The organism is Bremerella sp. TYQ1, assembly GCF_020150455.1.
Lineage (GTDB): Bacteria > Planctomycetota > Planctomycetia > Pirellulales > Pirellulaceae > Bremerella > Bremerella volcania_A.
Window position 1 is genome coordinate 5,454,362 of sequence record NZ_CP083740.1, and the last position, 13,583, is coordinate 5,467,944.

Genomic DNA, 13,583 nt, shown 5'->3' on the forward strand with positions numbered 1-13,583 from the left:
TTTTTAGAAAAACTTATAAAATGCAGTCGATGAATCCAGGCACAGAATTCTTTAGGTCTTGCCAGCGGCAGGGCCATTGAGCGGTACGGCGTGATGTCGCGTTTGTAGACAGACGGAAAGGGGAGTTTCCCAAGTCGAATAAATTGGCGGCGAAACCTTGAACGCTTTGTGGAGTTAATACCTCCATGAAAACGACGCAACTACTACCGCTTCTTATGGTTTGCCTGATCGTTTCTGTTTCCTTGGGAAAGGAAGTTGAGAAACCGACGGGCACGTATGCCAGTCAGATCACGTCCCGGGCCGTTCAGCACGGGCAGATGCAGGGGGGGCTCGTTCGAGTTACCTGGTCAGAGATCGAGCCGGAGCCAGGGCGATTCGATTTTACGGCCATCGAACGCCAGGTTCGTTTACTCAAGCCGGAAATGAATTGGACACTGGCAATTCACGGCGGTTGGACTTCCGTGGATAAACGTGAAAGTATCCCCCAAGGCAGGCGACGTCCTCGCTCACTTTCGCCTGAGTGGTTAGTTTCCGAGCTACACGTAAAAACGTTTTCGATGGCGTTTCGTGGTAATCCCGTCGAGATGCCAAAGTACTGGGATCCAGTAGTGCAACGTCGGCTGAAGGAGATGTTAAAGGGGGTGGGCAAACAATATGCCTCTGACCCGAGACTAAAACTTGTCTATGTCCCGCAGATGACCAGCAATGGAATTGAAGGGCACTTCAACGGGGTAGCAACGGAAACACTGTTCAAAGCGGCCGGTATCGATTCGCGAGAACGAAACGGTGAAGAGAAATTTGGAGATGTCTGGGTGCAAGCCTCAGCCGATGCCACGCAAAGTGTGATGGAGGCATTTCCCGACAAAGCAGTCGCGTTTGAATTGCACGAACTCTTTCGCAGTGCCGAGATTCCGGCTCGAATTATAGAGGAGTTTCAGAAGACGAAGTATCAAGACCGTGTCGGGATCGGCATGTGGTGGATCTCAGGTAAAACGGAATACCAGGCAAAGCTGATCGCTCTACTAAAGAACTACGACGGCGACCTTTATGGCCAGGTAATCGGCCGCTCTGATCAGAAACATCGTTTTCCAAATGGCGACTACACTTTAGTCTTTCAACAGGCAAAAGAGCTAGGGATGCGGTACATCGAACCGTGGAACTACGAGTTCGAGAACCATACGTGCGATGATGATCTCAAGAAATTTAACGCGTCGACAAAAGCCAAATATGCGAAATGAATCACCGCATCGAGTTTAATCTTTAAGTCTTGTGTACGATTGGTTTCCCCGAGTAGACTTGGCTTGAGTTCTACGTTTATCCTACCGAGCTTGCTTATACGCGTTTAGCTACGAATTGGCATTGGGGATGAAGCGTGAAGCCTTATCGGACGATGGAACTCCAGGCGACATAGTGTCTCACGCCGTAGATCGGATACCATTGGCGACGAGGTCAGTTCTTCGAGGTAGATTCATTGCCTCTTTGCTACATAGTATTCGTGACATGGGATGAATTGATCGAAAATCGTGTCAATGCTTTGGAGTAGACGAAAGTACACTTTAAGACGCGATCGATCTTTATGATTTCGAGTTAGCGGGAGGCGGTCGAGCAGCAGCGAGAAATGAATTGGCGTTTGAATTGGCCTAAGCTGGCAATCCGTTACTTCGAATTAAAGGAAGTGGCGAAAATCAAGTGCGCTCCTTCCGCTTTGCTGATTGCATGTAAAAAAGCGACAGCGAGTTGAGCTCGCTATCGCTTTTCGTTTTTGCTTAGGGATTGGGACGAAGCTTAGTTGGTGATGACTTCGCCATCTTCTTTATTGGAGATTCGATTCACCGAAGCGCCATCCATGTTTTCGGTGAAGAAACGAACGCTGCCATCGCTCAAAACGAACTGAGCTCCACCAGGATGATGGGAACCGAAAGAATAGGCGTTCGACCCGTTGATCTTATAGACGGTGCTTGTTGAGCCACCGCTTGTTACGCCACGCAACGTTTGGTGGGTTGCAACATTGCTGCTGGCACCGCCCAGAGTTACCCCAACCCAAACAGCCCCTTTGTAGTCGATCAAGTCATCCGACGAGTCTCGCGTACCATTAGGGCCGCTGGGGACTTCGCCGATCATGACCGTGTTTGTGGTTCCATCAGTCACATCGCGGAACTTGGTAGCACTGTTGGCCGAGAACATTCCGTTGCCACCGTTAATGCAACTTCCAGCGTAGTAGCTGCAATCGTCACCGGAGTAATTGTACTGCGTGTTCAGATCGCCAAAGACGCCCTTGTAGCTCGAAATGCCGTGCGAAGGTTCGGAGTCCGAGTTCTTGAACGCATCGTTGAGGTCGTCGCCTGGGGCACTCGGACAGCGATACGCTTCGATCGGTGGCTGCGAGTACTCCAAGACTGCAGCATCGTCAGAACAGAATTGATCCATCACGTGCAAGGCTTCGTAGCGATTGTTCTGTTCAATCTGTGGCAGAATCATCGTGCCCCAGCCCCAGCCTGGGCCAGAGAACGTCGAGTAGGAATAAGAGCGGCGATAGAAACCGGCGGGAAAGCAATTGTTCGTGTCATGGTAATTATGCATTGCCAAACCCATCTGTTTCAGATTGTTCTGGCACTGCATACGGCGAGCAGCTTCACGAGCTTGTTGAACCGCTGGCAGCAATAGTGCGATTAAGATACCGATGATTGCGATGACCACCAACAGTTCGACGAGCGTAAAAGCAGATCGCTTCTGGCGAGCAAAAAAAGCGTGGCTCGTATTCATGCGAGTCCCTCATGAAATGACTTGGAATGATAAAACGGAACTGGGGGCATGATGGGGCAGGCAAATTGGGTTTCAGGTACCGTAAGGCTAACGAATCACTAGGCGTTTCTTCAGGGGCAGTTTGCGCAAAAGAATCGTCGTTTCTTACGGTTAGTGAATCGGGGCGCCGTGACGCACGAAAAGGCATCCAGCGATTACGGTTCTTCGAGAGGATTGTCCGACATGTAATCGCTTTTGCCGGGGCGACTCTTCAATGCAAACTCGAAATCATTCGGGGCACCTTGGGCAACGGTGACCACTTGGACACCGTTTTCGCTATAGAGCGGGGATAGGCTGATCGATTTTCCGGAGCTGTTTTTCGTTTCCTGCGTCGAGACAATCTTGACGATGAAATCTCCAATCGCGACTCCTTCGCCTTGCTTGAGGGTGTTCATCTGAAACCGTCCTTGAGAGTCGGTTGTGCCAAATGCTCGCGGGTTGGTTTCGGAATGGAAAACCACTTTGGCATTTTCAATTGGCTCGCCATCTAGTTGAACGGTGCCAGTCGCTGGCACCATTTCATACGAGATCGATGGCTGGCAACCAACGGCGAAAAGAAGCAGCAGAGATGTCGAAACAACACCCCATTGCTGGATGGTCGATTCTGCAAGCGACTTGCTTTGTGGCATGATCTGTCCGATTTCGGGAACGCTTGGGAAAATGAATTGAGCTACCTAATGCGTAGACTCCGAAGATAGTTGCTCATGCCGCAACACCCCAAGGTTCGTTCGCGCAAAATGGTTAACTCAATTTGCAGTTGAGACAAAACAGCGCGTAATAATTCCCAAAAGGCAATGCAAAGAAGTTCCACAGAGGGGGCATTGCTCCCTAGTCGGCACTGTCGAGGAGATCTTTGGGATGATTGCGACGGAACTCACCAGGCGTGATCCCCGTCATTCGTTTGAAGAAACGAAGCATCGAGTTCTCGCAGCTAAAGCCAGACTTCTCGCTGATCTCCGCTAACGTGAATGTCGTTTGGCAAAGAAGTTTCTTCAGTACATTCACGCGTGCCATCCGAATCTCTTCGGCGGGAGAACGCTTCAAGACGCGACGGAACCGGTCTTCCAGGGATCTTCTGGAAATGTCGAGATGACGCGTTAAATCAGAAACCGTAATGGCAAATTCCCGATTCTGTTGGATGAATGCTACCGCCTCACGAACGACTGAGTCAGTAGCAAATACCGTGTTCGTAGAAGCTTTTTCGACGATGCCTTCGGGGGCAATGATTAGAGGTTCATCCCGTGGTTCTCCCCCGGCGATAATTCGTTGGAGCTCTTTTGCGGATTCATAGCCCACTTGCTCGACGCGCTGCTCAATGTAAGAGATTGGTATTGGCGAGAGTTTCGAGACCAACGGATCGTCCTCGACGGCCAGAATGGCGACGTCGTTGGGAACGTTGATTTGCTCGGCCTGACAAGTCAGGATGATCTCTCGGGCTTGAATCGAATTCCAAGCAACAATGCCAACAGGTTTGGGAAGAGAACGGACCCATTCGACTAAGCGTGTTCGTTGAAAGTCGAAATCAGGTTCCGGAGCGAGCGGATCTGGGGCAAACTGAAATGTTCGGCATCCAGCGTTTTCCGCCGTTTGGACAACCTCAGGCAACACCTCATCTTGGTAGCTGTAACAGATTGGCGGCCCGATGTAACCGACGTTGGTAAAGCCGCGACTGACGAAAAACTCTCCGGCCAGCTTTCCGCCGCCACGAGGATCGGCGATCACCTTGGGAAAGCGTCGGCTGTGAACGCCATGCCAAGAGACATTAATCGTTGGCAAGCGATGTTGATCGATCGATTGGCGAAGCTTCTCGTTCGAGATTCGTGAGATGACGCCGTCGCCCGACCAGTCGCGCGGAAGACTCGGCGGGACTCCAACACCACGGGGATGCATCCAAAGATCCCACCGTCCATGTTCCAGGGCAAAGCGTGCGATGCCGTCCAGGATCGATCGGCTCCAGTGGCTTTCGTTGAGAATTAGCAGAGCAATGCGAAGTCGGTCAGGACAAGCTGGAACTCGCTGAATCATTAATCGTTGCCCTTACGTCATGCAGTGGAATCCAGATATGGATTTGGGGTGGGATATCTTTAGGGGGGAGGTGTTGCTGCACAGTTTAAGCAATTTCTGGGCCAAGAAGAAATTACGGAACAATTAAAAACTCAATTGGTGACCAAAGTGCCCTGAACGAATCGATTCGCGAGGCTTAGCGGTAAAAATCGAATATCGCAATGCGCAGAAGAACATTGTCGAGGCCACGCAGAGTGCGGATACTCCTGAAGACAAAGCATGAAATGCCCAAGAATCAGGCATGTCGTGAGTTCAATTGTGTCAAAGTTTTGAACTCTTCTGCTGGTTCTTTACCTCACAAGGAGTATAGATGAGCCTTCCTTCCTCAAAGCCCTCCTACCTCGCAATAGGTACCCTCCTCCTGCTCGCAACCGTTACGGCTACGGAATTGCTTGCCTGCACAACTGCCGTCATCAGTGAAAGAGTCACTCCTGATGGTCGACCGCTTCTTTGGAAAAATCGAGACACTAGTAACGGACTTCATAACGAAGTCGCTTGGGTTACTGGCGGCAAGTACAAAGCTGTTGGTGTTGTGAATGCAGGTCAACGCAACTCGGTTTGGATGGGCGTCAACGAAGTCGGATTTTGCATCGAAAACTCTCTTAGTCGCGACTTGTCTTCCAGCGAAGACACGTCGGGGCCAGGCAACGGCAGTTTCATGCGAATGGCGTTGCAACGCTGCAAAACGGTTGATGACTTTCGCCGATTACTTGAAGAGACGAATGTTTCTGGACGTAGTACCATTGCCAACTTTGGAGTGATCGACGCTCATGGCGGCGCAGCTTTGTTTGAAACGAGCCCGAACGATTACAAGTTGTTTGATGCCAACGATCCTGTTGTCGCACCGAATGGCTATATTGTCCGTTCTAACTTCTCAATGACTGCTAACAAGTTGCAGGCCAACCCTGAGAAAGAATCGATCAAAGAGGTTTATTCGAGTGGGCGTTTCCTGCGGGCTCAATGCATTTTGGACGAAGTCGGCTTCGACGATATTTCCCTGCCTGAAGTGGTCCGCCAATGCTGCCGAGACCTGAGTGACGATGCGGGAAATCCTTATCCTGGAACCATCAACGGCCCTGCTGGCCAGTTGCCGAAATCGATCCTGACAAAAAGTACGATCAGCCGAACGACTACCGTTTCCGCTGTCGTGTTTCATGGGGTCAAAGTTGGTGAAGATCCTAAGCTGACCACGATGTGGACAATGCTCGGCGATCCTAAATTCTCGATTGCTGTCCCTGTCTTTCCTGTCGGAGAAGTTGCCGATCCGTTGACCGATAAACGAGGTGGCGAGATCGGAGAGATCGCTCTCTCGCTACGAGGCTGGCGACTGACTCCAGACAAGGATGGCATCTATACCGAACGTATCTCAGAGACCTGGGACGACCTTTGGAAGACGGAAGACGTTTTGCTGGAAACCACGCTTAAGGCCAAAGACCAGTGGAGCAAAACCGGATCGAATTACGATCAGCTCAAGCAGCTTCAGATCAAAGCAGGCGAGATGGCCATGGATACGATGCAAAACGAATTGATCGAAGTGAAAAACGCGGCGATCAGTCTGTCTGCACCGAAGCCTCCTGTCTTTTCATCTACGTTAACAACCACGGCCAACTAGTCGTTGCAATCAACGAAACAAACGTTTTGAAGCGAATTGAGACACACTAGGAAAAACCAATGTCCCAGGCCAACTATACCTTGAAATCGAAATTGATCTTCTGCACCTGCCTTGCGGTTCTCACAATCGTTCAAACGGCTGCGGCACAGACCCCTGTCACCACCGAGGTGACGTCCTTGATTCGCGTGGCGGTATATGACCACAGCGATGGATCTGCCAGCGGCCCGAAGAACCTGAAACGAATACTTGGGAAAGAAAACGGATTTGACGCGGTTGTCGTCACGCCACAGCAGATCCGTGATGGTGTGCTGGAAGACTTTGATGTGCTGATCATGCCAGGCGGTTCAGGCAGCAAACAGTCGGAAATGCTTGAAGAATCTGGCCGTAGCACGGTCAAAGAATTTGTCGACAACGGAGGCGGATACGTGGGGATCTGTGCTGGATCGTACCTGGCCTCGTCGCATTATTCCTGGTCGCTTGGCCTGCTCAATGCCAAGGTATGGGATCGCGTGCACTGGGCTCGCGGAACAGGAACTGTTTCGCTAGCCATCTCGCCTGCTGGCAACGAGGTCCTGGGGGCCGATGAAAACGCACTTGAGTGTTACTACGGCCAGGGCCCACTTCTCGTGCCGGATAACAATCCTGATTTGCCAGGTTATGAAGTTCTGGCGACTTACGAGACCGAGATCGCTAAGAAGGGAGCTCCCAAGGGAGCCATGGTCGGAACGCATGCCATCGTGCGAACGATGTACGGCAACGGTCGTGTCATCTGTTACAGCCCTCATCCAGAAAAGTCTGGCGGTCCTAATTCCATTATGGCCGAAGGCGTCCGCTGGGCTGGAAGTGGAAAATGTAAATAGTCGCGTTATCAATTAGTACGCGATATTCACTTTGCTAAGAGAGTTGCCTTCTGGAATAGGATTTATTCGGTTTGATTTCTCCGCGATTTGAGGAGATACGAATATTAGATCGTATCGCTGGTTTGTCTCTGCCGTTGGTCCACCATTCGGCACGCGAGCACGTTTACCCATGGGGAATCGACAGCTTGTTTGCCAAGCCTGGCACACGAATTTCATTGGTTGGCTATGGAAGCCTGATCAATTTGAGATCTGCTGGTCGTTCGATTTCTGCAGCGACCATCCGACAGGCATCTCCCGTAATCGTTTTAAGGGCTCGTCGTATTTACGAATATGTGATGAGCCCGCGCGGCCGAGAGGTATACGGCGGAGTCGTTTGTGAAAGTCGTTGTGGTGTCTTAAACGCACGACCATCCGAGTCGAACGAAGATTGGTTCAATGGGATGGAATTCTCGCTCGACGCATCCGACATGCAGGCACTCGTCAGTCGAGAGTCTGCTTACGATCTGATTCCTGCATGGACAATACCTTGGGCGGAAAATGGTAGCTTGCCCAAGGTTTCCTACTTTTTGTCCTGCCGTCGAGCGACTTTCGCTGGACGACAAACATTGAATTCCGGTTTGCTTCCACATCCTCAGTATCACGCTATTTGCGAAGAAGGATGTCGTGACGTATCGGACAGCTTCCTCAATGCGTTCCATACCAGTACTTGGGTTCGTAATGCTCGATTTGCGGACTACGATTGGTTTCAAGAAGCGGAATAGCTCAGAAGCAAGTATCTTATTAAGCGAAATAGCGACGGCCGATTCTAAATGAATCGGCCGTCGCTTTCTGTTTAAGAACTTCTAAGTTCGGCAATAGTCGCCGCGGTGGCTACTTGACCGCCTTGGCTGAACCCCCTCGCCGCCAATCGGCAACTCCTTGGGCTTCGCCGGTACTTAGGTCAACGATGATTCCGTTGGCTGCTCCTTGCCGCCAAGTCTCTCGTCGTTCGAGGTTATGCCCCATCGCTTCCAGCTTGGGTTTGATATCTTCAAACACGCCATTATCGATCGATTCGAAACGAACTTGATCAGGGAACCATTGATGGTGAAAACGTGGGCCATCGATCGCAACGTCGAGTGGACGTTCGAGGATTAGCGTTTGGGCTAAAACCTCTGTGACGGTATTGATAATGGTTCGACCGCCCGGGCTGCCGATGAGAAGTTTGGCTTGCCCATTTTCTCGAACAATCATGGGTGATTGCGAGCTAAGCATTCGCTTGCCGGGGGCGATCTGATTGGCTGCTGTACCGATGTTGCCGTCTCGATCGGTGTGACCTGGGTACCAGTTGAAATCTCCCATTTCGTTATTCAGAAGAATGCCTGTGCCCGGGACGACAATTCGACATCCGAACGTTCCTTCCAGCGTGTAGGTGTTGCTGACTGCCATGCCATCTTTATCAATGACCGAGAAGTGCGTCGTTTCCATACTTTCATACGGTCCTTCAGCAATTTTAATGTCCCCCGCGATGTCCTCGCTTCGTGTGGCTCGATCAAGCTTAATCGTTGCTGCCAGAGTTTTAGCATGCTCGACCGAAGTTAGATCGCTGGGAACGGTAACGAAGTCAGGATCGCCCAGCCATGCTGCACGTTCACGAAATCCACGTCGCATGACTTCGGTAAGCAGATGAACTTGTTCGGCAGTCCAGTATTCGTCAGAGTCGCGCGGGAAATCGAGTTGTTCCAGCATTCGCAGGTGTAGCAAAACAGTCGTGCCACCGGACGAAGGCAATGGTGCACCATAAACGGTGTAGGGACCAAATTCAGCTTCCATTGCAGGAAGAGCTTGAGCGGTGTATTCCTGCAGGTCTTTCTCGGTAATCAAACCTCCGGTCCGTTTGGATTCTGCTGCGATCTGGCGGGCGATTGAGCCTTCGTAGAATGCGTCGGCTCCCTGTTCCGCAATCAACGTTAAGGAGTTTGCGAGATCTGGTTGAAACAGCTTTTCTCCTGCTTGCCACATGCGTCCGTCTGGATGTCCATAGACTCGGCGGAGTTCGGCGAAACGTGGCAAGTTTTGGATGTAATCGAGCGATAGGACATTGTTCAGCGAATAAGCCAAGTAGGGATCGACGGTGATCCCGTCGCGCGCCAACGCGATTGAAGGAGCAATGATCTCTTTCCAGGGCAACTTGCCGTACTTTTGATGGGCGAGTTCCATGCCACGAACCGTACCAGGCACGCCAGCCATGCGAATGTGGCGGTGTTCTTCCCAGTCGTCGAAGCTTTGCGCGGTGACATTTGCGGGAGATTTTTCTCGGTAGTTAATGCAGAATACGTCTTCTTCAGGCGGGGCAATCATCATGAATCCACCGCCGCCAATGTTGCCTGCTTCCGGCCAGGTAACCTCTAAAGCGAACGCAACGCCAATTGCCGCGTCGACGGCGTTTCCACCTTTGGCAAGCAGTTCTTCACCGACCTTCGAGGCGTACTCGGTGTCCGAAACGACAACCCCAAGTTTTCCCTGAGCGACATCAACGGGCTCCCTAGGCGGACGAGCAAGTTCCTGGGCGTTAAGCGATAACGAGGACGACGCCAAGGGTAGTCCGACGAACGCAATGCCGGCGAGTACGAGAAACCGAAGCGGATGTATCATGATGAACCTTCAGGAGGGAGGGACTGGCCGAAACCATTTTCAACAAAAAAAGCAAAGGGCTGTCCAGCAAACAATCGCCAACAACGCGGCGACCGATGCTGGGACAATTTGAGTGAGTACGTGATCCATGAGATCTGCCCCGGTGGTCATCGCGCTAAGGACCGTCGTGTCAGAAATTGGCGAGCATTGATCGCCGAAAACGCTTCCGTTCAGCACGCAAGCGAAGCAGATCGAAAGGTAAAGGGATTCGTGGGATAGTCCTTGCGAGGTGGCCAGGGCCAACGCCAGCGGCATGGCCAACGGAAACGCCACTGCAAACGTTCCCCAGCTAGTGCCCGTTGAGAACGCGATACCGATGGTGATTAAAAACAGCAGACTTGGCAAACTCCAGAATGGAACTGTTTCTCCAAGTAAATCAACAAGAAAGGCTCCGCCGCCGATCTGCTGAGTCAAGTTGCCCAGCGTGACGGCCAGCATCAAGATGACCGAAGCATAGACGACGCTTTGCAGACCACTTCCTACGCCAGCCATCAACTCATGCAGCGACATTCCCCGTAGCAGGGCAATCACGCCTGCGATTAGCAGCGCGAGGGCGAATGCCCAACGTACTTGAGGAGCACCGGTAAGGTAAAAGCTGCCAATCGCGACGATGGTCAGCATAACGATCGGTAAGCAAAAATCGAATGCATGGGCCTGGTAATGAGGGGCGACCGGATTAGCCTCGTTGCCTGCAAATGCCAACGGTTTGGCATCTGGTCGATTCAGTTTTCCCGTCGTGCGTGCTCGGTGAATCGCAGCACGAAACTGTTTTCCTAATATGGGAGCACAATCGATCGATAGGAGAAACGTGCCCAGGACTGCGAAAATCGCGTAGAAGCTGAGAGGCAATGCTTGGAAAAAGAACTGAATACGATCATGTTCGCTTGCCAGGTAAGCCACGCCTGGCACGAAGATTAACGTCTGGATATAGCTCGGCCAGGCATTGAACGCGATTAAACAGGCTATCGGCGAGGCGGTCGAGTCAACTATGTACGAAAGCTCCTCGTGGCTAACGTTTTGCTGATCCGAAATAGGTCGAACGGCTGTCCCCACAAGTACCGTGCTGATGGTACCCCCTTGAAAGAATAAGACTCCCAAAAACCAAGCCGCGAGCTTAGCGGTTCTCGGTCCTTTGACGAACGTTCGAGAGACCCATTCAGCAAATTCTTGAGCTGTGCCTGTCCGAGCCCAAATTCCCAGCAGCCCTCCAAGAAGCCAAAGATAGAGAATTAAAATACCAGCCGCTTTCACCGTTGCTACAGAAGGCAGTAGTACCTGATCAAGTACGTCGACTTGGCCAAGAATGAACGCGCCGCTGATGGTTCCCAAAAGTAGTGACGTTAGCGGTTCGCGAAAAACCCAACACGAAACGATCGCTACAATCGCGGGGAAAAGGGACCAAATTCCATAGTGAGGCGACGCGGTTCGTTGCAGGTACTGAATCTCCCCCGATTCGGTATTCGCTTGGATTAAAACGCTTGTTGTTTCTGGAGAAGTGCCGTTGGCTTGGTGCTGTTGAATATCGGCGTCCGTTAGACCCGATTCTTCGAGCGGCATTGCAGAGGATAGGTCCTCGGTGGCGTTAGCATCTAAAACCACCTCTTGAACAACCCAAGTCGGCGATATGATCTGACCGATCGAAAATGCGACTAGCAGCACGACCGCAATCGTTCCCAGGAGGATAAAACGCTGGGCAAGCGGTGCAGGGCTCGAGGGGCCTTCGTTGTTCGTGCCGCTAGAGGTGGGGGCAGGCTGTTGGTTATCAGATTGCGGAGGCAAGTCAATTTACCTACGAGTCACGGGGAAATTAGAAAAGCTTGTTCCGCCAAACAAAGCTCTTCGGTTGGCAATAGGCGATGAATTCATCCTTGATGTTCCGCTATGTTAAGCAACCAAGATGCCGAAACGATCGGCGACGCCGTTAAATCAGACTCGTCGCGTCCACATTGCAAAAACGGCGTAGCGGAATACGTTGGGCGCGTACCGTGTCGCGCCAGAAGTGTTGCGAGAGGGCTTCTTTGTGGGGGGAGCGAAACAGAAATTGCGTTGACGTTTTGTCAACGCGTTGACTGTGGTTGCTGATAAATCATCAACATCTGCTGCAGAAGTGAGCAGCTAGGGTGATGCGTTGCCCCGATAATTTGGAAAAGAATTAACTCTCGGTATTCGTCGTTAAACCATGTCGTTTGGCGAGCCGGTAGAACTGAGCTCGATCCATATCGGAAAGCCGCGCGGCTTCGGCCAAGTTTCCGTTGGCTTCCTGGATAACGCCCAGAAGATACTCTTTTTCAAACTGATCTTTCGCTTTACGAAATGGCAGACGTTCATGTTGCGTTTTCGATGTCGGCAACACGCCGCCATTTTGAACAAACCGCTCTGGTAAGTCGGTTGCTTCGATCTGATTTCCTCGATGCAGGACGGCCAATTGTTCCGCGAAGTTTTGCAGCTCACGGACGTTGCCTGGCCAAGGATAACGTCGCAATAACTCGACAGCCGAAGGGGTAAACGTTGGTGGCTGGCGTCCTTCCGGCACAAACTGATTCATAAAGTGTTGGGCTAGAATTGGGATATCGCCAGGGCGTTCTCGTAAAGGAGGAAGCTCTAACGAGATCACGTTCAAACGGTAGTAAAGATCGGCCCGAAAACGCCCCTTTTCGACTTCCTGCATCAGATTGCGATTCGTAGCAGAGACCAGTCGCGCACGACTGATCTGATCTTTCCCGCCACCAACGCGTGTGAACTTTCCGCTGTCGAGCACATGCAGGAGCTTCGATTGCAAGTCAAAGCCCAGCTCACCGATTTCGTCGAGAAAAATCGTCCCATTGCCAGCGGTTTCAAATCTGCCGATCCGCCGTTTCGAGGCGCCTGTGAATGCCCCTTCCTCGTGACCGAAGAGCTCGCTTTCGAGCAAATTGGAAGGAATCGCTGCGCAGTTAACTTCCACGTATGGCTCTTTGGCCCGCTTGCTTTGCTGGTGAATCGCATGAGCCAATAACTGTTTGCCGCAACCCGTTTCTCCCAAAATAAGAACTCGACTGTCAGTGGGGGCGATTGTTTTTACTTTTTCGAAAATGGCATTCATTTTCGCGTCGCCTGAGATCATTCGAGCTAGTGATTTGGGACGTGTTGTGGGGCTGGGTGCATGGACTTGAAGAATGCGCCGAACCCTGGCCACTAACTCCTTTTGCTCCACCGGCTTCGTTAGATAGTCGGCGACGCCAAGTCGTGCCGCTTCGATCGCGGACTGTTCCGTTCCAAAGCCTGTGATCATGATGATTGGGACGCGGCATCCAGCCCCACGAATACGCCGAATAATCTCAAAGCCGCCGAGCTCGGCAATCACCAGGCTCGTGATGACCAGATCGTAATCACCACGAATGACTTTCGGAATCGCATCCAGCGGGCTCAGATTCGACTCGGCATCCAGTGACTCACTCTGAAGCGTCGTGACCATCTCTTCGCACAGCGCCGGGATATCGTCGATGAACAAGATTTTCTGTCGTGGCTTTTTGGCCATCATCTGCTTTCTTACAACAGCTCGTGGCGGCGAACTACACGGATCGGTACGATTC

Annotated in this window: 10 protein-coding genes; 4 read left to right on the top strand and 6 right to left on the bottom strand. The window is 51.7% G+C overall.

Annotated elements, in window-relative coordinates:
• Window positions 1-185 precede the first annotated feature (185 nt).
• Window positions 186-1,238 carry a hypothetical protein gene (locus LA756_RS22150; protein WP_224436903.1) on the top strand — a complete coding sequence of 351 codons (1,053 nt, stop codon included), beginning with the start codon at window positions 186-188 and terminating at the stop codon, window positions 1,236-1,238.
• Window positions 1,239-1,785: 547 nt separating this feature from the next.
• Here LA756_RS22150 and LA756_RS22155 read toward each other — a convergent pair.
• The 3 genes from LA756_RS22155 to LA756_RS22165 all read right to left on the bottom strand — a co-directional run bounded on the left by LA756_RS22155 (window position 1,786) and on the right by LA756_RS22165 (window position 4,827).
• A complete protein-coding gene (locus LA756_RS22155) occupies window positions 1,786-2,763 on the bottom strand; it encodes a DUF1559 domain-containing protein (RefSeq protein WP_224436904.1) in 978 nt (325 codons plus the stop codon).
• 194 nt (window positions 2,764-2,957) lie between these two features.
• The gene (locus LA756_RS22160) at window positions 2,958-3,431 is read right to left on the bottom strand and encodes a carboxypeptidase-like regulatory domain-containing protein (protein WP_224436905.1); all 474 of its coding nucleotides are present in this window, start codon (window positions 3,429-3,431) and stop codon (window positions 2,958-2,960) included.
• A 199-nt stretch (window positions 3,432-3,630) separates the two neighbouring features.
• Window positions 3,631-4,827, bottom strand: a complete 1,197-nt coding sequence (locus LA756_RS22165; protein WP_224436906.1) for a XylR family transcriptional regulator — start codon at window positions 4,825-4,827, stop codon at window positions 3,631-3,633.
• Window positions 4,828-5,176: 349 nt separating this feature from the next.
• Between LA756_RS22165 and LA756_RS22170 the strand changes: the two genes are divergently transcribed.
• The 3 genes from LA756_RS22170 (at window position 5,177) to LA756_RS22180 (ending at window position 8,099) form a co-directional block, all read left to right on the top strand.
• Complete coding sequence (locus tag LA756_RS22170) at window positions 5,177-6,478, top strand: carcinine hydrolase/isopenicillin-N N-acyltransferase family protein (RefSeq protein WP_224436907.1); 1,302 nt, start codon at window positions 5,177-5,179, stop codon at window positions 6,476-6,478.
• Between the two features lie 59 nt (window positions 6,479-6,537).
• Window positions 6,538-7,338, top strand: coding sequence for a BPL-N domain-containing protein (locus LA756_RS22175; RefSeq protein WP_224436908.1), 801 nt, complete (start codon window positions 6,538-6,540; stop codon window positions 7,336-7,338).
• A 71-nt stretch (window positions 7,339-7,409) separates the two neighbouring features.
• Window positions 7,410-8,099, top strand: coding sequence for a hypothetical protein (locus tag LA756_RS22180; RefSeq protein WP_224436909.1), 690 nt, complete (start codon window positions 7,410-7,412; stop codon window positions 8,097-8,099).
• A gap of 109 nt (window positions 8,100-8,208) precedes the next feature.
• Here the strand turns inward: LA756_RS22180 and ggt are convergent, their stop codons facing one another.
• The 3 genes from ggt to LA756_RS22195 form a co-directional block, all read right to left on the bottom strand.
• A complete protein-coding gene (ggt, locus tag LA756_RS22185) occupies window positions 8,209-9,972 on the bottom strand; it encodes a gamma-glutamyltransferase (RefSeq protein WP_224436910.1) in 1,764 nt (587 codons plus the stop codon).
• Window positions 9,973-10,011: 39 nt separating this feature from the next.
• Window positions 10,012-11,790: a Na+/H+ antiporter NhaC family protein gene (locus tag LA756_RS22190; protein ID WP_224436911.1), complete on the bottom strand. Its 1,779-nt coding sequence runs from the start codon at window positions 11,788-11,790 to the stop codon at window positions 10,012-10,014.
• Window positions 11,791-12,163: 373 nt separating this feature from the next.
• Window positions 12,164-13,531 (bottom strand): sigma-54 dependent transcriptional regulator, encoded by a 1,368-nt coding sequence (locus LA756_RS22195; RefSeq protein ID WP_224436912.1) that lies wholly within the window; start codon window positions 13,529-13,531, stop codon window positions 12,164-12,166.
• Window positions 13,532-13,583 lie beyond the last annotated feature (52 nt).